The following is a 23,323-nucleotide window of genomic DNA, read 5'->3' as shown; positions in this document are numbered from 1 at the left end:
AGGGGCGGCGAAAGAGGCAAAGGCAATAGGCTTGAACTAAAGTGAAAGCCAGCGTCTTTAGGCGCTGGCCGGTAGCTTGGGCTTATAGCCCTTGTGCAAACCACCCGTTAGACGGGTGGTTTTGATTGCCTTTTGCTTTCAATTTCTTTATTTCACCCAAGGAGATGGTGAAATAACAGCCACAATCTAAACATAACCTTTCTCTTTTCATCTGAATCCTCCTACGAGATACGGTCTGTAATGAACTCTTTGTTTTCGCTTTTTGCATGGGGTGTAATTTGCTATGGCATCATACAAACCGTAATATTGACTTGCTCGCTCTTGCCTTTTTTCTTTTCGACAAGTGGTACAATGGCACGGTGTTGACCAACCATTTTCGGCATAGAACTCAATTTGCCTTTCTGTGAGTGTGAATTTGCATCCGCAACTTCTGCAGATAATTTGCTTTGACATAAAAAGCACTTCCTTTCGACTGTATAGCGTTTGGGGGTGGGGTTGCGTTCTGTCCGCTTATTTAGTAGCGGTGTTTGGTGTGTAACACTTTTCAATGGAAAGCGTGTTTTCTGGGGCTGTTCGGTTTTTTAAATCCTTTCGTATATAAAGCGGTGGATCGGGGGTGATCGGTTTTCTGATAATATTGCCGTGTATGTTCGGGTTCGCTTTTATAGTAGGGGTGTTGTGGGCAACGTTTTAGCAGCGTTTGGTGGCGGTTTACTTGCATTACTGTAGCGTTGTGTGTTCGCTATACTGTGATTGCTCGCTGTACTGCGTTCACTTGTATAGCGTTGTGTGTTCGCTATAGTGAAGGTGTTCGGTGTGGCAAAATAAAAAACCGTGGTCTTGACCACGGCAAATAAGAAAGAGTATTTGCATGAAGGATAAAACCTAATTATAATCAAACGACCACCGAGCAATCGGCGGTCGTTCATTTCAGAAAAGTGCTATTGTGATCAAGTTTTCGGAAACCGTAGCCCCTCTTGAAATCCATTGTTGCTGCCTTCAAAGCAACTAAGTTTATGTCTGAGTGCATTATACATGCAATCTGTTGAGAATCATAGCCATTGCGTATATGCTCAAGCATCTCTTCATCGGAAAGAAGAATCTCCGAAGCAAGAACGTTTGCTTCATACTCAGACCGCGAAGCCATATCATATAAAACGAATTCCATAAGTCCATCGCTCTTGGCAAGATGACGATGCAACTGATCATGTCCAAGCTCGTGAGCGCAAACAACCTTCTGCATCTATTCGGACAGATTAGGGTTAATGAAAATCCAACGGTTGCGCTTAATAACTTTGTAAACTCCTTTCAAGTCTTTAAATTCATCAACAAACATCACTTTAATGCCAAGACCTTCTGCTATCTTGAAAGGATCACGTGTACCAAATTTTCGCACAAGCTGGGCGCCTTTTTGAGTTATGTATTCTACAGACACCTTAAAATCTCCTTCACACCTAAAATTATCACAAGTAAATTATCTCACAGGATATGTCCCATAAACCGAACATTATCACTTGCGATACTTCTTGGGTGTGTATTTTTTATTTTCTGCACTGGATTCGAAGTAAGCCTTTGTTAAAGCAGCCATGTATGCTTCTCTCTCTTCTTGGGGAAGCTCTCCACCGGCGAACACGCCAACAAGTTCGTCAACCAGTTCTTTTACTTCACGTGCAGCCTTTGCCCCCCCTTGCTCGTGTGCATCTGCAATCAGCATACCACTCTGACCGAGCAATTCAGGCGAAGAAACTTCGAGAGCTTCTGCAAGTTTATCAACGATCCCAAAGCGAGGTCTATATGCACCACTTTCATAGTTTTGGATTGTTCTAAGCGAAACGCCAGAGCGCTTGGAGAGTTCCTGCTGAGTCAGACCCTTCTCCTCTCGAATAGCTTTTAGTCTCTCACTAAATTTCATAATCATACCCCTTCGGTTGAAGTTTAACATTTTTACGAACACGCAATAAGTTTCGTAAAAAACCTATTGACACGCAAGTTCATTCGCACTATAATCTAAAGCACAGCACGCAAGTTCTTTCGTAAGATAATAATACAACACGCAAGAACTTTCGTCAAGTCCTTTTTGCAAAAATGTCGAAAATGAGGTGAAAAAAGTGGGGCGCACCATCCTACATTGTGATATGAACAACTTCTATGCGTTTGTGGAATGCATGCTGAACATGAAACTCCGAGATAAACCGGTCGCTGTAGGTGGTGATGTGGAGAACCGACACGGAATCATCCTTGCAAAGAATTATCACGCCAAGAAATACGGCATACAGACCGGCGAAGCTCTATGGCAAGCAAAACAGAAGTGCAAAGATCTTGTTATCGTCCCACCTCATTATGAGGAATACCTCAAGTATTCAAGATTGGCAAGGAAGATATATTCCCAATATACCGACCTTATCGAGCCGTATGGCATGGATGAATGCTGGCTCGATGTTACAGGTAGCCGGGGAATATGCGGCACCGGAGAAGAAATTGCCAACCGTCTGCGTGAGCAGATGTATCTTGAATTAGGGCTTACCATTTCTGTGGGAGTGTCTTTCAACAAGATATTCGCAAAACTTGGAAGTGATATGAAGAAGCCGGATGCAACAACCGTAATTCCCCAAAGTACCTTCAGAGAAAAGATATGGAGCCTACCTGCATCAGACATGCTCGGCGTAGGTCGGACAACTGAAAAAGTTCTCAATTCCTATTGTATCCGAACCATTGGAGATCTCGCCCAAGCCCCAATAGATCTACTGAAACGTAGGCTCGGTAAATGCGGTGAAATGATAATCCAATATGCCAACGGTCTGGACCACTCTCCAGTCGCGCCATTTGATTATGAGCCACCCATAAAATCAATAGGACATGGGATAACCACAAAAGAAGATTTGGAAAATGCAGCCGAGGTCTGGAATGTAATGCTCTCGTTAGTTCAGGACATCGGGCACAAACTTCGGGTGTATAACAAGAAAGCCGGCGGTGTGGCGATCTGCATCCGAAACAATCAGCTCGAAACAAAACAATGGCAATGTCAACTCCCTGTTAAGACATATAGCTCCGCAGTGATTGCAAAAGCAGCTTTTGATTTGTTTACGAGGTCGTATGTATGGGAAAATGACATCCGTTCGGTAACGGTGAGAGCCATCAACCTAACCTCTCAATCCGAATCCGAGCAACTGACTCTCTTTTCTGATTCGTCTGAGATAGTAAAGAGAGAACGACTGGAAGACACAATCGAAAATATTAGAGAACGATTTGGAAAAAACGCAATATTACTTGCAACATTGTGCAGAAACATCAAGATGCCCACTGATCGTGATGTCGAGATGCAAATGCCAACAGGAATGGTTATGTAGGAGTATGTTATGAGTTACGCAACCACAAAACAACAGCAACCTATGGGGTATGTTGTTTATTCTGTTATGTGCAGCGGCATTACTCAGGCTTTGCCGCTGTAGCAGATAAAGAGAAAAGGCAAGCCCATATTTCAGAACCTGCCTTATTAAGCGTATGTTATTGGTGGGGCGACACTCCCACATCTCCTAACCTCTTGCGAAGGCTACGGCTGCCCGTTACGTCCTCAAAAACACATTATATTTTATTTGTTTTGTTCTTCAATTAAATAATTCTTTATATCTGTAATATGTTGTCTAAAGTAATTTTTATTTTTATCTTCAAAAAATATAATTCTTTTAAGTTTTCGTTCTAATTCACTTAGTAAATTTGGATTTTTTATTATATAGGCATTTCGGTCATAGCCTAAATATTGTCTTTCTATGTATTTATCGGTAATTGGTATTACATCACTTATAAAAAATATACTTTTCGTTGTTGTTCTGCCAATATGATAAAAGCAAGATGCAATGTCTTTATCATCTCTGTTTATATAAATATTTATTCTCTTTTTTGCTTCCGCATCTCTATGATTCCAATTACCCATTGGAATAGCCCAATAAATATTATCAAATTCATCTAACTTAAATAAACATACTAGAGGACGTTCTTTGCTATCGTTCCATTTACCTCCGATGCTCCGAATAATATTATAAAAATCCGCTTTTGCAAAATATATATTCCATTCTCAATCATATATAACTTCCCTAACCCCTCTTAAAATCCGAGCCCCAGATAATAAAATCTGGGGCTCAACAATGTTATCCCGTACATTGTGAAACGTATTTGTATCAACATTGTTTTCCGTACAATGCAAAACGTATTTGTATCTAACAATGTTATCCCGTACATTGTGAAACGTACTTTAGAGGATTTATCCTCTATTTATATTATACTGATTTTTAAACAAAAAGATACAGGTAAATTTTACAAAGATGATGATTGCTTTTGCTGCAAATTGTATAAATTACGGAAAATTACAATGAGTTACCGCAAGTTACCAAGAATATTTTATGCTGTCAGCGGCATTATTCAGGCTTTGCCGCTGAGTTATCACGCTTCATAGCTTCATCTATTGCACGGTTTACAAAGCCGTTTATGCTTTCGCCCTGCTCCGCTGCGTGAGCTTTGATAATATCTTTGTTGCCTTTTTTTACTATAATGCGCAAGCTGTCGTAGTTTTTTGCATTATACTTATTTTTGGCTCTTGTTTGTGAATTGCCTTGATTTTCTGCCATATTTTCACCGCCTAATCTATTGACACCGTTCCATTCCTGTGATAAGATAAAAGTGCAAAGGAATGGTTTGGCTGTTCCGCTAACGATTTTTATTATTTAATAATAACCGTCTTGTGTTACCGGCACAGGGCGGTTGTTTTTTTATGTTTTTAACAACTTCCGCAAGCGCAATTATTAGAACAATTAACAACACTGTCTCCGTCATACACATCACCCCCAAACATTTGGGAGCTGAAACAACCGCCGCCATTCCTTTACAGTTTACATTATATCACACATATCGGTATTGTACAAGTATAAAAATACACAAATATACTTGTACAAGTTTGGCTATACTGCCTATTGAATACTACTTGTACAAGTAGTATAATATAACCATAGTAAAGGAACGGAAACACCTTTACAAAGCGGTTTGGCGGATACCGGATACAACCGCCCGGTAGAACTTCTGTTAAAGGTCCGTTACGGGTCACCGATAAAAACCGAGGCTTCACAGGTTGCAGGCTAAAAGCCTGTGGGAGTTGAAAGGCTCTCCCATCAAAAGCCTTATAAAACACGAAAGGAGCAACACCAAATGAAAAGAGCGAAACAATCAAAAGTCTGCACAATAGCCAACAGCTTAGTAAAGCAAGGCTACACCCGAGCCGCTGCAATGGTTAAGGCGTGGATACTCGTTAAGCTGCCGCAAGCAGTAACAAAGGTTAATGGCGTTACATACAAGCAGCGGCAAAAGGCGCTTGAACACCTCGAAAGATACCGCAGAGAAGATATTACAATCACATTGAAGCACGAACCGGGCAACGAGTACGACAAAAACGCCGTTGCAGTAGTGGCAACCGTATGAGGCAAAGGCAGCTACATAATGGGATATTTGCCAAAGGGTTTAGCCGCTTTTATAGCTCCGCTGCTTGCCTGTGGTAAAGCCGTAGAGAGCCGATACGTCAAGGTGAGGAAATGTATTCAAAGCCTGCCGTATGGCTTGGAAATAGCAATCAGAGCATAAGAAAAGAGCCTTACATAATCGCCCTGAGAAAGCTTATGTAAGACCCGACAAACCGCAAAGAGCGGATACCCGTAATGATGTGCAATACCTGCTATTGAATCAGATGAATGTTACCCCACAACCAACTTGGTTGTCTTCTTCAAATACTTCGCCGGGATCGGATGATCCAGTTTCCAAGTGATATTCATCGGTTTTTCGCCGTCGTGTTTCACATAGTTTGCTGTGCCAAGATAGGTATAGGAGGCAGCGCTTCCGGAAATACGATCCGATTTGAATTCACGGACGAACAGCAGAACACGACTGCCTTTTTCACGGTGGTGAATGTATCGCTGACCGGTGGGAGAATCCGCCGCTGTGGTGCTCTGGCTCTGCCAATGGAACAACTCACTGTTGATCGAATAATCGTTATACATCGTAGTCGGTGAGTAGTCCTTATCCGCCTTGTTCAAGGTCACAAAGAACACGTCGATGTTCTTTTCAGGCAACCATTTCACACCCTCACGAACGGTGGATGGCTTCATAAAATCAAGCGCCACAAGAAGCTGGTCACGGGTATAGGTGCAATGTAAATCGAGCGGACAATCGAAGCCAACACTTACGGGTTTGTCGATGAAGTCAATATGGTCGTAATTATATTGCAACAAATCAATCAGCTCACCAAGAAGGACCGGACTGTCAGCCAGTGCATACAGGTTTTCAAGCACCTCATCGCTATTCCAATCGTCTGCCGCTTTCAGCCAAACAGAGACATAGAACATCTGCATCATGCGCTGTTCTACCGGGGTAAGTTTTGAAAAGTCTGTATTGTTAATGTTGGGAAGAACGTTCAGCAAGAACTTGACGAGTCGACGGGAGTCAATGGTGCAGAGACGCGCAAATGCTTTCTGCATTGTTTTTTCCAACGGCTCCGAGAAATCATCAATCACGTCAGCACGTGCACAAAGCCGAGAGAATGTATCGAACTTATAGACCTGTCGCGAATCGATGTGGTAATAATCCAAGAAATTTGCCAATGTGAGCTTCAACCCGGTATCTTCCTCAAAGGAGGCAATGCGCATCACCAGACCGGCACTGTTGCCGTAGGATGCGCGAATATTATCGAGTATGTATTTCGCCGCCTGTTTCTCCAGCTGCACATAGCAGCCCTTCGGCAGCGAGATAAAGCCGTCCTTGATTTCCCGTGTCACGCTGCGTGTAGTGTTGGAAAGAAGCGCGGCGAACTTATCTTCAAAGTTATATTTGCGGTTTGCCTGACCGATAAAGTCGAGAACGGTCAAACATTCTTTATCTTCAGACAGACGGAGACCACGACCAAGCTGCTGTAAAAATACGGTCAGAGATTCGGTCGGACGCAGGAAAAGAACAGTGTTGACTTCTGGAATATCGACTCCTTCATTATAAATATCAACGACAAAGATGAAGCGGACATTGCCGGAAACGAGGCGATTTTTTGCTTCTTTTCTTTCTTCGTCGGGAGATTTCCCGGTTAAGAACATGGACGGGATGCCGTGCGCATTGAAGTAATCGGACATGAATTCAGCGTGTTCGATGGTAACGCAGAATCCAAGCCCCTTCACATCGTCAATGTCCGTCACATATTTGAGCAAGGATGATACTACCAAATCAGCGCGGCGGTTTGCCATCATCCCGCTGAGCGTATAAATGCGGGACAATTCGCCCTTATCATAACCGCCATTAGCCCATTTGAGCTTATCCAAATCAACCGTGTCGGTCACGCCAAAATACTGGAACGGGCAGAGCAGCTTGCGGTCAATGGCTTCCGGCAGACGAATCTCGGCGGCGATACGGTTATTGAAATACGGCAGGATACTCTTGCCATCCATACGCTCCGGGGTGGCCGTCAAGCCGAGCAGGATCTTCGGCTGATAGTACGAAAGAAGCTTCTGATAGGTGGGAGCCGCTGCGTGGTGGAACTCGTCCACGATGATGTAGTCATAGTAATCCGGTGTGGTTTTCGAGGTGAAATCCTGCGAATTGAATGTCTGAATCGATATGAAAAGATTATCGATGTTATCCGGCTTATAGCTTCCGACAAACATTTCTCCGAAGTTAGCATCTTTGAGTACCGCACGGAAGGTATAAAGGCTCTGCTTGAGGATTTCTTCACGGTGAGCAATGAACAGCAGACGGCAAGACCGACCGGTGTTTTGTTTACGGAAGCGCTTATAATCCAGCGCAGAAATGACCGTTTTACCGGTGCCAGTGGCGGCAACAACAAGATTATGATAATAACCGCGCACGTTGCGCTCGGCATCGAGCTTGTCCAGAATCTCCTGCTGATAGGAGTAGGGCTGGATATCCATCGTGTAGATCTCGGCATTATTGGTGTCGAAATACTTTTCCGCTTTCAGGGCGCGAGCAAGGCGTTCCTTCTGATCCTCGCTGTAATATTCAAATTCACTCGAATTCCAGTAGCTTTCAAATGTCGCGGCAATCTTGTCAATAGTCTCCGGCAAATCCTTTTTCGTGACCTTTACGTTCCATTCAAGGCCGCTGGAAATCGCAGCATTGGAGAGGTTAGATGAGCCGACATAGGCAGTCGTAAAGCCCGTATCTCGGTAGAAAACATAGGTTTTTGCGTGCAAGCGGGTACGTTTTGTGTCGTAGCTGACCTTTATGAGTGTATTGGGCAGCTTGCGGAGCTCCTCAATGGCTTTCACATCGGTTGCACCCATGTAGGAGGTGGTAATGATGCGCAATTCACCGCCGTTCTGCGTAAAGGTCGCCAGCTCGTCCATAATCAAGCGCAGGCCACTCCACTTGATGAAGGAAACCAGCATGTCAATGCGATTGCAGGATACGATTTCTTTCTTAAGCTCGGTAAACATCTGCGGCTCGTGAATGGCTCCAGTGAAAAGTGAGCTTTGAGCGATCGAGGTCTCCGGGCGGATGATTTCTGCCTTTTCGTCCAGCGCCAATACATTATTTTTCTTATCAAAAAGCGCGAGAAGCTGCTCCGCGCGCTCTGCAACCGAGAGCGTGTCGAAGCCAGCTTCTTTTGTTTCGGTCATGATGGTGGACACAATGCGGTTGATAAGCTCAACCTGAGAGTTGAGATCACCGCCGTTGTCTTTTACGTTGTTGAGGCCCTTTTCAACGATCTCGGCAACGTATTTTGCTAACACTTTGGACGCTTCCGCACTATCAATAGGCGCAGTTTGAGAGAGCTTGTCCGTACCGGAAAGCTCTGAATCCAGGCCCTTATTTATGATTTGTTCGTAAAGTCCATTATGTAGCATAATAATCTCCGTTATCCAAATATATTCTCATTTATATAGATAAATGACTGAGGTGCTTGCCCAACTCTATAATCCGATAATTCTTAAGGGATATCATATAAATAGGTATTGCCAAGAACGTACGCACAAGCCTTCGTAATCAGATGTTAATTCTCATATTCTGCAAAAATCCTTCGATGTTTGTCGCTGTTGCTTCGGACTCATCCGTTAGCAGACCATCATCCGTCAAAATAGGCGTGTCCAACACGGATTTCATAGATACGGCAATACTTGCACAGGATGCAATCACCTTTCGGGACTCTGTGCTATATTGCTTATAATCATCACCCTCTGATTGGAAAATATCCTCCATTTTATAGATCATGGGAAGGAAGTAGGAGTCGAGTCTTGCGAGCAGATTGTAGAACATATAAGTTCGTCTGCGGATGCTTTCGCATTGCAAAGATGCCGTGTTGAGTTGGGAGGCGACTTGCAGTGCCTCTGCTTTATTCGTATAAGCTTTTTCGAGGTCTTTCTTTGCGGCGTGACCGGCTACAAAACCCATGACCATGAGAGCAGGGCCGGCAACGAGACCACCAAGGACTGCTGTTCCGCCAGCAATGCCAAGCCCTCCGACAGCAAGCGATCCTCCACCGAAAAATGCCAAGGTAGCATTGGTGGCCGCGGCTCCGCTCAAAGAAGCAATCGCTGTTCCTGTAGATGCAAAGGCAAGTGCCTGTGCTGCACCGTATGCTCCAAAGGCAGCCAATGCTCCACCGGCAGTTCCCGCTACTGCACCTCCTGCGAGTGATCCTGCAAAGCTCACCATAGATTTCAGTTCCACAAATTCTTTCTCATCGACATGGAGCTTTTTCAGTTCTTCCAATCCCTCAGATTCACGAAAATCAACATTTTTGATTTTCATGAATGTATCAAAAAATTCTGTGATGCTGCTGTTGAGAACGAATAGTTTTTCTTCACCGAGCTGACTCAGGGAATTTCCGCAAGCCTTCCTCTGAGCATTTAGCCATTCGGTGGACGCTTCTACTATTTCATTCGCATTTTTATTGATTTTCTTTGCATTGTTCGCATCAATTCCGGCTTTAATGGTCTTTCCGACACCAAGTCCGCCTGTTGCTGCGGCAATGCCAATAAACAGTAATGGCAACGGCATATTGCGTTCTCCTCACAATGATATCAGGTCTAAAACACTTTCAGAAATGACATTCTTTCTATCTGCAAGCTGATTGACCATAGCTTCAACTGTAAGATACGGTCTGTTTGTGGTTTTGATCCACGCCAGTTCCCGTTCAATGTCCATGAGCGTCAGCATACTGCTTTCCATTTCAAGGAAAACTGCCTTATCAATGTTGAGCTTTCGAACGATATATTTCAAAAACCTTCTTTCGGTATCATTATACTTTTCATCGCTGTAGGCAACCGACAAAAGATTCCACACAAGGTGTTTCGGAGAAATGGATGTACCCTCCGTTTTCTGAGAGGAAAGCAGAGCTTCTTCCGCGCCGTCTTGAAGTGCATCGTAATAATCTTCCGGGTCGATGACCTTGTCTAAAGCACCTTGGCACTCTCCGATGATTTGCTCCTTGGAGTCAGAAAAATCCGGGTCAAGCTCCTTGCCGATCAAATCAAACTTTTCTTCTTCCCCGTGATAGATTTCTCCATCTGCCGCCATAAGAAAATAGATTATTTTGATGGCAGATCGTGTTGAGATGCTTGTAATAGTTTGCGTTGGTACTGCCGCTTCATTGTATGGCTTGTCCCCATCGGTCTTATTGAAAAGGCTTTTTATGCGCTCCGATGTTTTTTCGCCCGCTTCCTTAATATCGGGAAGCTCAACTTCCTTTGCCTTTGCCTTAACTGTGTCTACGGCATCATGCAGAGAACTTTTTAAGTCCTTGCCAAAATCTTTTATTGCCATAACGCTCCCTCCCGGATTATAGTACAAGAGGAATATCAGACTCCATCAAGTCGTCAAATTCCTTTTGATTTGTGAATTGCGGCTCTTTGCCGAGAACTCTCTGTATTACGACATTCCCTTTTATCACAAGATCAGAATCGCCGGATGCAATGCCTTGATTCATAAAATCAAAGCCTGATATAAACGCCGAAATATCCTCCGCGAGATCATTGGACACCTTTTCTTCCAGCTTTGCTTTGAACTCCTGAAGCTGTTCGAGGAACAGTGCAGCTTTCGCTTCGGACAGGATCATCTTTTCATGGATAAGCTGTGTTTCTTTTCGCTCATTTGAAATCTCTTTGACAATCGCAACAGCAGCCCTGCCGGCGCCAACATAGTTAAATCTTGTGACAAAGCGTCCGGAAAACAGCACCCAGTTTCCACCGGATTCAATGGCTGCGTGAATGGCGGCATCGGCGGTATCGGCAACCGTAAATGTCATGGACGAGATTGTGACCATGCGCTCCACGGTGCGGTTGCGGAAAGGAAGAATCGTATTCCAATGCAGCTCAGTAAGATCCTTAAATTGTTTAGGGCTGACCCGACAAAGCTCCATCGTAAGCTGCCGGATGAAATAAAATGCTCTGATGACACATTCGTTTATGATTACAGGAACGGCTTGGCGTCCGACATGGTGCGCTGCCCCCAATTCTGTTCTCAGATCAAACTTCCGTGCGGAGATCAGCTTGCCGTTCCCGTCTCTTTCTCCCAGCAAAGTCCCGTTGAACAGCTTGGAAACATAGACGGAAACCTCCTTGTGACCGTTCTTGTCCATCTTCTGGAACAATGGTGTGAAAGACAACTCTTTTAACATAGAAGCAAGAGGTCCGGGAAGTCCTGTTCCCAAGTTCCCTTTCCTCACAGAACCAGACGATCCTGCTATATCGCTTACCATGTGAAACGCCCAGTTGATGACGCCGAACATGATTTTTTCCGGGAAGTTCTTACCAATCAGGCTAAGTCCGTCCTCGTTCAGACTGACAGCTTGGAACATCCCATGAAAATCCGTTCCGTACACTTTCCCGGTAAACTGTGTCAGAATGGAGCACACTAAACCAACCGGCGTCGGGTGATGGGAGAAGTCTCTCAGATGATGGTAAGACCCCCCGCCGAATTGATCGGTCACTTTATCCGCCGCAATGGGGAACATATCCTCCAGATATTTGATTGCTTCGGCAGGAGAGTTGCCGTTGTATCCTTGCGTTTTTGCAACCTTCATCACAAAAGCGCTTGTTTTCTCGTTGCCCCATTGATTAGCTTCATCCAACGAGAACTCTCCCACAAAAACGCTGTCAATGATCCCACAAAGAATGCCGCTTCCGACAGCCAGCGCGTAGTCGCGCCTGTCTGCATTGTTGGTGTATCTCTCCAACTCGGAATTGACCCTTTGAAGCGATTGATTGATCGCATCAAGATCAAATTTTTCCTGCGGTTTATCTGCGGAAACAGTCAGTTGTGCGGAAACGACTTCTTCTTCGGAACAGACATTTTCTTCTTCCTGTTTTTCTCGAAGTGTATATGTACCGTCAACAATTCCCCGATACTGTTCCGAATGTGACCATTCATAGCACTCGTAGGCGCGAGTAGCGAGCCGTGGATGGGTTTCGTCCTGTGTCAGCATCAGTTCCATCAGTTTGTTGGATTTTGAATCGTTCACTAACGCTTTCAAATCCATTGCCTGCCTAAGAAACTCCTGGCGGTCAACGTTTTTATAACCGTGCAGTTTCAGTAGAAGGTCCACTGTTTTATCTGCACTTCCATCATAAAGAACGGCGGCTCGGTCAGCAGATAGTTCGCTGCATCTATACCAAAACAGCAAAGCTCTAACAAGCGAGGGTGAAAGGTATTTTCTGACAGCCGGTATTTTTGATAATGGGCTGCTGTCGATACCGTCAATCAGAAGCCCTGCCATGGAATGATACAGGTAGTGCTTACAGGCTATATGTCCGCACTCGTGGGCGAGGACGCTGGCAATCAGATCAGGCGAAAGCTCGTTGACAAGTCGGGATGTAACACAGATATAGGGCGCTGTGTTTCCGGCCGTCCATGCGTTGAGCTGTTTGGATCTCACATAGTAAATATCAGGAACCGGAATATCGAGTCTCTCGCATATAGGCGGAAGGAGCTTGTACACGTCCGGATACTGTTTGCTGCTGATTCGAATAGCCGTAGAGATGAGGTCAATTTTAGCAGCGACCTCATCTACATTGGAGATATACGCTTCACGCAGCTTTATAAACCGTGGAAATCTATTTAGGGCCTCAAAAGCCCGTTGGTCTAACTCATGTCTGTATGACGATGCACTGTATACCATGAAATCACTCCCCCTTCTCTGTTTGCTTCGCATCCGGGAGAAACTCCACAATATCGTCCAGCTTGCAGTCAAGTGATGTGCATAACTTTTCCAATGTCTTTACTCGAACATCCTCATTCCGACCCAGCTTAGCCATTGCATTTGTACTGATCCCTGCAAGATGCGTCAGCTCCGTTTTGCTCATATTCTTATCGATCATCATTTTCCAAAGTTTGTTGTAATTGACCGCCATATACAACCTCCGTTCCAGTCTAACAGATGCAAAGGGATATACTGGAAATATTATAACGTGGCAATTGCAGAAAATCAAGAATTTCTTGCAAAATACAAGAATCAAGGGTGGATTCACCGTTGACGGATGCCCAGGTATCCACATACTGGATGAAGCGCTTCTTTTCTTCACCGGATAGCTTATCCGTTAGGAAATCCTCGCTTTCGTTGAGTGTCTGCATATCACGCTGTACCTTTTTGTTCTGATCAAAGCTACGCGCCTGCGGGTCGATATTGCCGTAGTAGAACTCTTCAATAAAACTATTCATGGCAGTTTCTCCTTAAATCATTGAGAAGCCCGTGCATCCATGCCGTAAAAATGTAGTGTTTTCAATAGCTTTTGTTCGTGTTCTCTCAGTTCAGTTTCACACGCGGTGACCATAGCACGACTGGCAGCAACCTATGGTGAAATAAGGGAGAATATGGGGACTTATGGGAAACTGAAGCCTGCTTTTTTATGCGACCTTGGAGTAATAGAGAATCCTATTCATAGCAGTTTGGCAAATCGACAAATAACATTCGAGCTCGACTTTTTATTTGAATTCGTTTGGATGATTTGCTATTATCACCGTGTATTTCAGAATGAATTTAACAAAAACATTGACATTTGAAATTCAGCACGCTATAATTATATAGCACGAATGAGGAGGAACGACATATGACTCTCAAAAGTATTACTATAGGTAATTTCAAAAATATAGCTAAAACGACGATTGAGTTGGATAAAATTATCGCAATTGTGTCTACAAACAATTACGGAAAATCCAATTTGCTTGAAGCCATTCGGTTTGCTTTCGATTTCATTGGAGCTTCCCCAAAACAACGAGCAAATATGATGCGCTGGACTCGGGGAATACCTCTTTCACCGCTACTTGCAGGAAATGACTTCATATTCTCAATCGAATTTGATGATCCAACATTAAAAGAATACCGATTCGTAAGGTATTCTTTTAAATTTTCATGGATAAATGACACTGATACTGGTGCCATTATAACTGATGAAAATATTGAAATGCGCGAAACCGAAAGCGTACGCTTCACATCGTTTTTAAAACGAGACAAGGGACAGTATCGCGCCGGAAAATCAAAAACTGGATTCAGAAAAATTACATTAGCTAAGGATATTTTAGCTATTGATATTTTATCTGCTCTTGATGATATAGAAATATCTGATGTCGTTACATCTATAAAAAAACTCGCTTATAGAATGTGTAATACATTGGAACTCGATAGATCTTTCCAGTTAAACCCCATCGAATTTGATTTTGGAACGAACTCAGCATTAGCTTTCGATGATAATGATATTCCCAAAGCGCTTAGTATCTTAAAAAAAGAATATCCTGTGCAGTACAACCAATTTATTGAGACCATTTATGACCTTTTTCCGGAATTCAAAAAAATAGAGCTACAATCGTATTCGCTTAATGCTAAAGAAATGCCTCAAATCCAAGCAGTTGTGGTATCTCAAACAGACAATGAAGATGCAGAAAAAGCAAACATACCATATCACATAAAAGATGAACTGTTTCGTTTAATAATTCACAGCAGTTATTTAAACCAGCCAATTAGCATGGAGTATATGTCGACCGGAACAAAAAGGTTAATTTGGTTGATTGCTAATGCGGTATTTGGAAACTGCTATGGAACTAATCTTATTGGTGTAGATGAAATTGAAACAAGCATTCATCCGAAAATGATAAGAAATTTGTTGGAATCTTTGTCTTATATTTTAGACAGTGCCTCCATGGTGGTTACAAGTCATTCTCCTTATCTTATTCAATACCTAAAGCCCGAATCAATCTATATCGGTGTGCACAATGTTAATGGAATAGCATGTTTTAAAAAAATACATCGTACAAAGATTAAAAATCTCATTAATGTAACACGGGAATTAGAAACTTCTATAGGCGAATACTTATTCGAGCTTATGGCTGGAGATGATGATTCTGCCGAAATCCTCTCTGCATATTTGGAGGATTGAACTGTGGAAAAAGCATTCAAAAGCGGATCTGCTTTTATTTTGGAGGGAGATACTGAAAAAGAGTTCTACTATTCTCTTTTGGAATATCTCTGCCGAAAACATGGAGCGACACTATCAAGAATAGTTGAAACATCCAGTCCAGACATTAGTTATGAATTGCATGTTGGAGATGATGTGTCTCTGTTAAAATTTAATGTAGTTAATACAATCACACAAGTTCCGCGTACAGGAAAATGGTTTAATTCTCAATGTGTTGGAAAGTATGGTCCCAGAGTGAAGTGGAATGTATTTCTTTGTTATGATAAAGATGACTACAAGGAAGATATAAGTAAATTTTACGAGGGAGACTGGGCAATCCTACGTGAGTCGTTAAAGAAAGCAAAGCAGATAGTTGACGTTGCTGCGGCAGCTGATATTGAAGATGTTATGCTTCAAGATATTAATGGGATTTGTGAATTCATTGGATGCGAACCACCGGTAACTCTTAGAGGTGGAAAAGGGAAAATTAAATTAAAGAATCTCTTTAAAGATCACGGTCATTATTATCATGAGGGGAAACGTGCAAAAAAATTAATTGATTCTTTAGATATGGAAGTATTGATTAAGGGTAATATTGTTCCACTAAAAGAAATAGAACGAGTATTATTCTAATGAATTGAAATTTTTCTTCTCGAAAAGTTAGACTCATTTGCAACTCTGGCTAATTTCCATTGGATTTTAAAAACGAGTTGAATTTTTTCTGTAATAAGCGCAGACTATTACGCGCTAATAAACTTCTTGCATTATTACTGCAAACGATGATCCGGCTCCGCCGTATGGCAGAGCCGGATTGTCATTTATATCTCGTCTTTCAGGTAGTCAGCATAAGGTGTCTTCGATGTAACGAAGGTATCGAATGCAAACTGTGCACCGAGGCGGAAGCCGGTGATGAAGCTGTCGAGGGTGGATTCACCGTTGACGGATGCCCAGGTATCCACATACTGGATGAAGCGCTTCTTTTCCTCACCGGATAGCTTGTCCGTGAGGAAGTCCTCTCTTTCGGTGAGTGTCTGCATATCGCGTTGCACCTTTTAGTTTTGTTCGTAGCTTCGCGTCTGTGGGTCAATATTTCCATAGTAAAACTCTTCGATAAAACTATTCATGGCAGTTTCTCCTTAAATGATTGAGAAACCCGTGCGTTCATGCCGTAAAAATGTAGTGTTGTCAATGTGTTTCGGTGTGTTGCTCTCACTTCCGTCACGCCCACTATGACCATGTCAGATACCGCTGTTGATACAATTGTGTCAATAGCGGTTTCGTCGTTTTACCGAGAAAAACATAGATAGAATAAGTGACTATAAAAACAAGCGTTGCATTTTGGGCATATACCACCCACCTTGCAACGCTCTTTCCGTTGCTTTTATTACCCCGCACTGGGACTTAACCCAACATTTCCACTGACCTATCGTTATACAACCGCTATTCGTTAATCGGCCGGCGTGGCGGAAGGGCTTTGGTTCTTCCTCTTCGGGGCTGCCTGGTAACCATATAATGCTTTTGTACGGGTAGCCCGATTTTGCCATCTTCCGCAAGAGCTATTAAGTGTTGTCAATCGGGCCTGTCAAAATTTGTGCCGCTGTAACCTTCGTCGGCATACACCTCAACCAAAATCCACTCAGGCTTTTTGAGTATCATTTGTGTTGTTATTATCTAATTAATTTTTCAAACAGCCAATTGGAACTACATACACTCCATCTTTACGGCGATATGCGTAATCTCCGGTTCCGGTTAGAACCATAAGGAACGATGGAGACTTCATTTTGTCAGTATCAATTTTAGATTCCATTGATTTCAGGCTTTCTGCACCATCTTCAATAAGTTTATCTCCACCTAGCTTGATTTCAATAAGACCATATTTGCCGTTTCTCAAATGAACAACAGCATCACATTCCTGCCCATCTTTATCTCGGTAGTGGTAAACATTACCGCCCAAAGAGTCTGCAAAAACACGAAGGTCCCTGATACAGAGAGTTTCAAATAAAAAACCAAAAGTCCGTAGGTCGTTTATTAAATCATTCGGACCGATACCTAAAGCAGCAGCTGCAATTGAAGGGTCAATGTAATATCTGGTATCAGAAGAGCGAATAGCTGTTTTCGATCTAATATTAGGATTCCAAGCAGGCATATCCTCTACAACAAAAATTTTGCGTAATGCATTGACATATGAAGAGATGGTTTCTTCGTTAATAGGTGTTTCGTCATTGGCTGCAATATCTTGCGCAAGAACAGTATTTGGTACTTGAGTACCTTGGTTTCTTGCATAAGAACGCATAAGTCTGCGAACTTTTTCAGGATTCTTTTGTACATTGTCTGCCCGATTTATATCGGAGCGAACAATGGCATCATAATAGTCTGTTGCCTGATCCAATGCGATTTCATCACGCATACCCACCGCTTGAGGCCATCCACCTCTACACACAAGAAAAGATAGCCGTTCAATTTGAAGGTTAGATTCACCTTCGATATCGATAACCCCATTAAACAAAGCTTTTAAACTAACATCACCCGTTGAATCTCCCGATTCGTATAAGCTCATAGGCCTCATGGTAAGCCAAGTAAACCGACCTGTACCGGAATGAGTGATTTCTTTTGTATTTGCAGGAACAGCAGAACCTGTAAGTACAAATTGTCCAAGCTCACCACGATGGTCAACTTCAAAACGAATAGCATCCCATAGCTTTGGCGCAAGCTGCCATTCATCAATAAGCCTTGGTGTTGCACCCTTTAAAAGTAGTTTCGGATTCAACTCAGACATAGTAATATTTTGTTCTTTTTTCTCCGGATCGTCCATATACAAAATACTGGCAGCAAGCTGTTCAGCTGTTGTTGTTTTGCCACACCATTTAGGACCTTCGATTAGTACTGCTCCTTTACCTTCTAATTTGCGTTTTAATATATCATCAGCAATTCTTTTTCTATAATTTTTCAACTAAAGCACCCCGCTTTCATTTCACTGCCTTTATTATACCCTGTATTTATTTATTCTTCAATAGAAATCCGACGATTGGCAAATTATTTTTCCGACGATTGGCAAATTATTTTTCCGACGATTGGCGACAAATTAATCCGATGATTGGCTTGAAAAGAAAAACTTTACCCTATGCTTTGTATATGGAAATCACGAGAATTTTGACCGCCTAACTAACTGCAACACCCTATAAACTCGTTGCATTGTATCAATTATGCTAAGATTTTCCAAAAACAATACCCTTTTTGATACAACCCAACATTTCCACTGACCTATCGTTAAACAACCGCTATAGCCCTCGTCTGTCTATTTCTGAAAAGCAGTTCAAATTAGTATATTTATATACATAAGTTTTCGTAAAATTATGGCAGTAAAATAATGTTGAATTAATTATACTTAAGGCTTTATTTGAATAAATAAAAGGTTTATGTTATAATAGTATCGAATACTTGAAGGGGAGTTTATTATGCCGCTACAAATAATTAGGCAAGATATTACAAAAATGCGTGTTGACGCCATCGTTAACACCACCAACGAAGAAATGGTAGGTTATAGTGGCGTAGACCTCGCAGTACATAAAAGCGCCGGACCTTTGCTCGATGCAGAGTGTGCGAAGATTGCACCTCTCGGACTTGGTACAGCCAAAATCACCAAGGGTTATAACCTTGATGCCAAATACATCATCCATACATCGGGTCCCGTATGGCAAGGTGGACTTGTCGGAGAGAGTATCATCCTTAAATCCTGTTACATAGAATCACTGAAACTGGCTGTGGCTAATGGTTGCAATTCGATAGCTTTCCCGCTGATTTCATCCGGTACATACGGCTATCCCAAAGACCAGGTTCTTAAGTTCGCAATCCATGTTATAACAGAATTTTTGTTTGACCACGAGCTGATGGTATACATCTGTGTTTTTGACCGAACATCCTATCAGTTCAGCAAAAAACTGTTTTCTGAAATCAGCGAAATTATCAATGATAATTACGTGGATGAGTATGAGGAGGATTTTATCGGCAGCGTGTTCGAGTCTGCTATTCTCGCTGATGAAACAGTCCGCAAGGTATGCACAGACGCTGCACCAATAATGATGGCACCGTGTAAAGCGGAAAGCAGTGGTATTGCCGGAAAATCTCTTCACGAGTATATGAAGGCGATGGACAAGTCATTTGCTTACAAGCTTTTTGATTTGATTGACGAGCGTGGTATGACCGATGTTGAATGTTATAAAAAAGCCAACGTTGATAAAAAGACCTTCTCCAAAATCAAGTGTAATCCGCAAACATATAAACCATCCAAGCAGACCGCCGTTGCTTTCGCAATAGCATTGAAGCTCAATTTGGACGAAACGCAGGACTTGCTTGCCTCTGCCGGCTTAACATTGTCTCGCAGCTTCACCTTTGATAAGATTATTCGTTACTTCATCCAAAAGGGAGTCTATGATATTTTTGAAATTAACGAGGCTTTGTTTGAGTTCGACCAGGTGCTTTTGGGTTGCTGATTAAAAGTCTCCCGACAAGCGACCATTTCAATTTCATAAACCAATATAATGTGGTTGTAAGGTTAAGAAAACCTTGCAGCCGCATTTTCTTTTTGAAGGTATGCAAGTTAGGGATTGGTGAAAACTTTGTAAAAAAATTCATTGACAAGGAGTAATAATCATGGAAAGAAAGAACAACATTACAGAATTGGTATTTATCTTGGACAGAAGCGGGTCTATGTCCGGCCTTGAGGCGGACACCATTGGCGGATTCAATGCAATGATTGAAAAACAGCGTAAGGAAGATGGTGAATGCTTTGTTTCTACCGTACTTTTCGACAACCACAGCGAGGTTCTGCACGATAGAGTAAAGCTCTCCGAAATCAAGCCTATGACCGACAGAGATTATACTGTTGGCGGCTGTACAGCGCTTATCGACGCTATTGGTGGAACAATCCATCACATTGGTAACGTTCATAAGTATGTTCGTTCAGAGGATGTTCCGGCGCATACGATGTTTATCATCACTACGGATGGTATGGAAAACGCCAGCCGTAAATACACAAGTGACCGTGTTAAGCAGATGATTGAACGTCAGAAAGAGAGATACGGCTGGGAGTTCCTTTTCATTGGCGCGAATATAGATGCGGTTGAAACGGCTGCACGTTACGGTATTGACAGAGACCGTGCAGTTAACTATAATGCCGATAAAGAAGGCACCAGAGTTGTGTATGAATCGGTGGCAAGAGCAGTATGCAGCGTTCGTAACAGCGAAGCTCTTTGTGAAGATTGGAGTGCTGATATTGATTCAGATTACAGAAAAAGAGGAAAAAAGTCACGCTAAAGTCCATTTTATGGTACACTATATGTGATAGACTTTAGACAGTGGTCGCCTAAATTGCCAAAGTGAAGTTCGGATTTTTGCCTTATGAGGTGGACTTCTTGATTTAGATAGATAACGGTGTTGTTCCGGTGGAGGTTTAATCCTAAGCAAACATAACCTGCATGAGTCTGCGAAAGTTCAAAGAGCTGTTCGCTAATTTTCATCTTGTGAAATATTAATAAAAACAAAGAGATGTTTATTGTTTTTTATTGAATATGAGCTAAATTAGATATATAATATACTAAATAATATATGAGAGGATGAGGTTAGATGGCGGACAAAGGCAGCTTTTGGGACAACCCGTTTGGCGGATTATTTGATTTTAATGGTGACGGTAAAGAAGATTTTTTAGAAACCGGCTTTGCCTATAACTTTATCAGGAAGCAAATGAAAAAGGATAAAACAGACGGAAGTTTCTCGTATACAGATAGTAGTAATAGCTCCTATAAAGGTTATCAGGATTACTCTTGGCGTGAAACGTGCGAGGATGGATATGATTATGGCGTAGACCCTGAGGATTACGAAACAGAGGAAGAATATGAGGAAGCTCTCAAAGAAGCAAAATATGGTTGGCGGGACACTTGTGATGATAATGATAATGATTATGGCGTAGACCCTGAGGATTACGAAACCGAAGAAGAATATGAGGAAGCTCTTGAAGAAGCAAAATATGGTTGGCGGGACACTTGTGATGATAATGATAATGATTATGGCGTAGACCCTGAGGATTACGAAACCGAAGAAGAATATGAGGAAGCTCTCAAAGAAGCAAAATATGGTTGGCGGGACACTTGTGATGATAATGATAATGATTTTGGCGTAGACCCCGGAGATTACGAAACCGAAGAAGAATATGTGGAAGCTATTGGGGAAGAGATGGAAAACGCAAAGGAGGATGGCTGTTCGGGATTGGCAGACGTTGAAATACCTGCAACTAACAGGGTTGAAGAAATTAAGGAATCAGATTTTCCGAACAAGAGGAGATATAACGCCGCAGTAGCTCTTGCGGAAGATAATGAGATTTATGGTGAACAACAGGAAAACGCCTGCTGCCAGTTTATTCTTGAAAAGGCTGATACTATACTTGCAGCAAATTACCTGACTTATAATGGTGAATTTTTATACGCTCAGGCTGTAAAGGATAACTTTACTTTGCCCGTGTCGCTTCCTGACGAGGACGAACAAAGAGAGTATGAGTTCAATAAAATAATCCAAAAGCTTGCCAAAAAAGATATTCCTCTCTCATTTAAGGTGTGGTCATGGTGTCAAAAGCAGTTTTTGCCATATGCTCAATATGACAGTTTTGCAGAGTCCGATTTAACGGATTTGGTTATAGACGAGCTGTATACATTCTCAGATGCGTTCACCGCCGAGCTTGTACGTTATCTTGATGAAAATCCGGATTTCTTTAAAAATATTACAGAGAAAGGCACCGAAATACCCGACGGATTACCAAGGCTGATAGCAATTGCGATTGCAATTAAGCGTAACGTGACCGCAACAGCTCTTTTCAAAAGTGGTTTGAATAAGGCTTGCGGACAATGGAGGAAAATAAACGGTCTTACTGAAGATACCCTTGGCGAGTGCAAAAACTATAAAGAGCTTGAGTCTGTCGAATTTTTTCAAAATGAGCTATTGCCGCTTGTTAAAGCCGTTGATATAGGAATGGTGCAGGACGAGATTGAGGAATGGGAAGCAGTAATTGCCGAGTATATAGATTGTGTTGAAAGCGAATGTGAACAGTATGCCTATTCACGCAAAAACGTTTGGCGTAAAAACGTACCCGACGGAAAGAAATACGGGTTAGACCCATGTGACTATGAAACAGAGCAGGAGTATATGGATGCTCTGAACGAAGAAAAATTCAGTTGGCGTGAGGATTACAGTGGTTGGGATACTTTAGGGGTTAATCCCGACAATTACGAAACAGAGGAAGCGTTCCGAGAAGCATATGATGTCGTACTGAACAAAAAACGCAGTACAGAAACTGAAAAACGTAAAGAACGGAAACTTAAGCAAAATCCGGCGGATTGCGCAGATAAAGCTTCGGATAACTGTGCTGATGACAATAATATATACATTTTTTGCGGGGTTGAATTTCCGAATTCTTCACACCTGTACCATTACAGAACGGAGGATAAAACGATAAAAATCGGAGATTTGGTTATAGTGCCTGCCGGTAACATAGAAACACAGGGCAGAGTTGTTTGCGTTGGGCAATATATTGGACGGGCAGCACCGTATCCTGTCAGTAAGGCAAGGTTCATTGTAAGAAAAATTATTCAGCCTGAATGAAGCAGGTGCTAAATAGTCAGGATTTATAAAAATACTTGAACAAAATTTGAGGTAAAATATGTTGCACGCCTTTATAACCAACAACCGCCGGACTAAGCCATTTTAGACAGTCCGGCGGTTAGTTTTAATGGGTTTACCCAGTTCAACGCCGTGCGTGGAACAAACAACCACCCGCTATGCGGGTGTGCATAAAAAGTTATACAAAAAAATCACCAATCGATATACAATAAGATTGTTCAAGTCTATTGTAA

General features: G+C 42.4%; 23 protein-coding genes. 8 read left to right on the top strand and 15 right to left on the bottom strand.

Annotation, left to right across the window (positions count from 1 at the left end):
- Nucleotides 1-82 precede the first annotated feature (82 nt).
- The 5 genes from GMA13_RS10080 to GMA13_RS10070 all read right to left on the bottom strand — a co-directional run bounded on the left by GMA13_RS10080 (nt 83) and on the right by GMA13_RS10070 (nt 1,912).
- Entirely contained in the window at nt 83-211 is a 129-nt protein-coding gene (locus GMA13_RS10080) for a hypothetical protein (RefSeq protein ID WP_255911210.1), read from the bottom strand.
- Nucleotides 208-453: a zinc-ribbon domain containing protein gene (locus GMA13_RS10675; RefSeq protein WP_370687087.1), complete on the bottom strand. Its 246-nt coding sequence runs from the start codon at nt 451-453 to the stop codon at nt 208-210. Before GMA13_RS10675 ends, GMA13_RS10080 begins: the two co-directional genes overlap by 4 nt.
- A gap of 472 nt (nt 454-925) precedes the next feature.
- Nucleotides 926-1,243 (bottom strand): ImmA/IrrE family metallo-endopeptidase, encoded by a 318-nt coding sequence (locus GMA13_RS10670; RefSeq protein ID WP_370687086.1) that lies wholly within the window; start codon nt 1,241-1,243, stop codon nt 926-928.
- Nucleotides 1,244-1,435: a hypothetical protein gene (locus GMA13_RS10665; RefSeq protein WP_370687085.1), complete on the bottom strand. Its 192-nt coding sequence runs from the start codon at nt 1,433-1,435 to the stop codon at nt 1,244-1,246.
- 75 nt (nt 1,436-1,510) lie between these two features.
- Nucleotides 1,511-1,912 (bottom strand): helix-turn-helix domain-containing protein, encoded by a 402-nt coding sequence (locus tag GMA13_RS10070; RefSeq protein WP_255884442.1) that lies wholly within the window; start codon nt 1,910-1,912, stop codon nt 1,511-1,513.
- Nucleotides 1,913-2,099: 187 nt separating this feature from the next.
- On the opposite strand from GMA13_RS10070, the gene dinB reads away from it, so the two are divergent.
- Nucleotides 2,100-3,347 carry a DNA polymerase IV gene (dinB, locus tag GMA13_RS10065; RefSeq protein ID WP_255884441.1) on the top strand — a complete coding sequence of 416 codons (1,248 nt, stop codon included), beginning with the start codon at nt 2,100-2,102 and terminating at the stop codon, nt 3,345-3,347.
- Between the two features lie 242 nt (nt 3,348-3,589).
- Here dinB and GMA13_RS10060 read toward each other — a convergent pair whose 3' ends face one another.
- Entirely contained in the window at nt 3,590-3,931 is a 342-nt protein-coding gene (locus GMA13_RS10060; RefSeq protein WP_255884440.1) for a hypothetical protein, read from the bottom strand.
- Nucleotides 3,932-4,412: 481 nt separating this feature from the next.
- The gene (locus GMA13_RS10055) at nt 4,413-4,622 is read right to left on the bottom strand and encodes a hypothetical protein (protein WP_255884439.1); all 210 of its coding nucleotides are present in this window, start codon (nt 4,620-4,622) and stop codon (nt 4,413-4,415) included.
- A 574-nt stretch (nt 4,623-5,196) separates the two neighbouring features.
- Between GMA13_RS10055 and GMA13_RS10050 the strand changes: the two genes are divergently transcribed.
- Complete coding sequence (locus GMA13_RS10050) at nt 5,197-5,466, top strand: hypothetical protein (RefSeq protein WP_255884438.1); 270 nt, start codon at nt 5,197-5,199, stop codon at nt 5,464-5,466.
- A gap of 18 nt (nt 5,467-5,484) precedes the next feature.
- Complete coding sequence (locus GMA13_RS10045; protein ID WP_255911205.1) at nt 5,485-5,625, top strand: hypothetical protein; 141 nt, start codon at nt 5,485-5,487, stop codon at nt 5,623-5,625.
- A gap of 110 nt (nt 5,626-5,735) precedes the next feature.
- Here GMA13_RS10045 and GMA13_RS10040 read toward each other — a convergent pair whose 3' ends face one another.
- The 6 genes from GMA13_RS10040 to GMA13_RS10015 form a co-directional block, all read right to left on the bottom strand.
- Nucleotides 5,736-8,885 carry a DUF3427 domain-containing protein gene (locus tag GMA13_RS10040; protein ID WP_255884437.1) on the bottom strand — a complete coding sequence of 1,050 codons (3,150 nt, stop codon included), beginning with the start codon at nt 8,883-8,885 and terminating at the stop codon, nt 5,736-5,738.
- Nucleotides 8,886-9,024: 139 nt separating this feature from the next.
- Nucleotides 9,025-10,038: a hypothetical protein gene (locus GMA13_RS10035; RefSeq protein ID WP_255884436.1), complete on the bottom strand. Its 1,014-nt coding sequence runs from the start codon at nt 10,036-10,038 to the stop codon at nt 9,025-9,027.
- A 12-nt stretch (nt 10,039-10,050) separates the two neighbouring features.
- Entirely contained in the window at nt 10,051-10,803 is a 753-nt protein-coding gene (locus GMA13_RS10030) for a hypothetical protein (RefSeq protein ID WP_255884435.1), read from the bottom strand.
- A 16-nt stretch (nt 10,804-10,819) separates the two neighbouring features.
- Entirely contained in the window at nt 10,820-13,156 is a 2,337-nt protein-coding gene (locus tag GMA13_RS10025) for a M48 family metallopeptidase (protein ID WP_255884434.1), read from the bottom strand.
- Between the two features lie 4 nt (nt 13,157-13,160).
- Nucleotides 13,161-13,388, bottom strand: coding sequence for a helix-turn-helix transcriptional regulator (locus GMA13_RS10020; protein WP_255884433.1), 228 nt, complete (start codon nt 13,386-13,388; stop codon nt 13,161-13,163).
- A 19-nt stretch (nt 13,389-13,407) separates the two neighbouring features.
- Entirely contained in the window at nt 13,408-13,695 is a 288-nt protein-coding gene (locus GMA13_RS10015; RefSeq protein WP_255884432.1) for a DUF6809 family protein, read from the bottom strand.
- Between the two features lie 389 nt (nt 13,696-14,084).
- Here GMA13_RS10015 and GMA13_RS10010 point away from each other — a divergent pair, with 389 nt between their 5' ends.
- Both GMA13_RS10010 and GMA13_RS10005 read left to right on the top strand, forming a co-directional pair.
- Complete coding sequence (locus GMA13_RS10010) at nt 14,085-15,407, top strand: AAA family ATPase (RefSeq protein ID WP_255884431.1); 1,323 nt, start codon at nt 14,085-14,087, stop codon at nt 15,405-15,407.
- Between the two features lie 3 nt (nt 15,408-15,410).
- On the top strand, nt 15,411-16,058 hold the full coding sequence (locus tag GMA13_RS10005) for a hypothetical protein (RefSeq protein WP_255884430.1): 648 nt from the start codon (nt 15,411-15,413) through the stop codon (nt 16,056-16,058).
- A gap of 185 nt (nt 16,059-16,243) precedes the next feature.
- Here GMA13_RS10005 and GMA13_RS10000 read toward each other — a convergent pair whose 3' ends face one another.
- On the bottom strand, nt 16,244-16,462 hold the full coding sequence (locus GMA13_RS10000; RefSeq protein WP_255884429.1) for a DUF6809 family protein: 219 nt from the start codon (nt 16,460-16,462) through the stop codon (nt 16,244-16,246).
- 638 nt (nt 16,463-17,100) lie between these two features.
- Nucleotides 17,101-18,375: an ATP-binding protein gene (locus tag GMA13_RS09995; RefSeq protein WP_255884428.1), complete on the bottom strand. Its 1,275-nt coding sequence runs from the start codon at nt 18,373-18,375 to the stop codon at nt 17,101-17,103.
- Nucleotides 18,376-18,880: 505 nt separating this feature from the next.
- On the opposite strand from GMA13_RS09995, the gene GMA13_RS09990 reads away from it, so the two are divergent.
- The 3 genes from GMA13_RS09990 (at nt 18,881) to GMA13_RS09980 (ending at nt 23,072) form a co-directional block, all read left to right on the top strand.
- Nucleotides 18,881-19,915 (top strand): macro domain-containing protein, encoded by a 1,035-nt coding sequence (locus GMA13_RS09990; protein WP_255884427.1) that lies wholly within the window; start codon nt 18,881-18,883, stop codon nt 19,913-19,915.
- 160 nt (nt 19,916-20,075) lie between these two features.
- Nucleotides 20,076-20,738: a hypothetical protein gene (locus GMA13_RS09985; protein WP_255884426.1), complete on the top strand. Its 663-nt coding sequence runs from the start codon at nt 20,076-20,078 to the stop codon at nt 20,736-20,738.
- Between the two features lie 309 nt (nt 20,739-21,047).
- The gene (locus GMA13_RS09980; protein WP_255884425.1) at nt 21,048-23,072 is read left to right on the top strand and encodes a hypothetical protein; all 2,025 of its coding nucleotides are present in this window, start codon (nt 21,048-21,050) and stop codon (nt 23,070-23,072) included.
- Nucleotides 23,073-23,323 lie beyond the last annotated feature (251 nt).

It is taken from the genome of Ruminococcus sp. zg-924 (assembly GCF_024433635.1).
In the GTDB taxonomy this organism is placed as follows: Bacteria; Bacillota; Clostridia; order Oscillospirales; family Acutalibacteraceae; genus UBA7067.
This window is presented reverse-complemented; position numbering and strand designations above follow the sequence as displayed.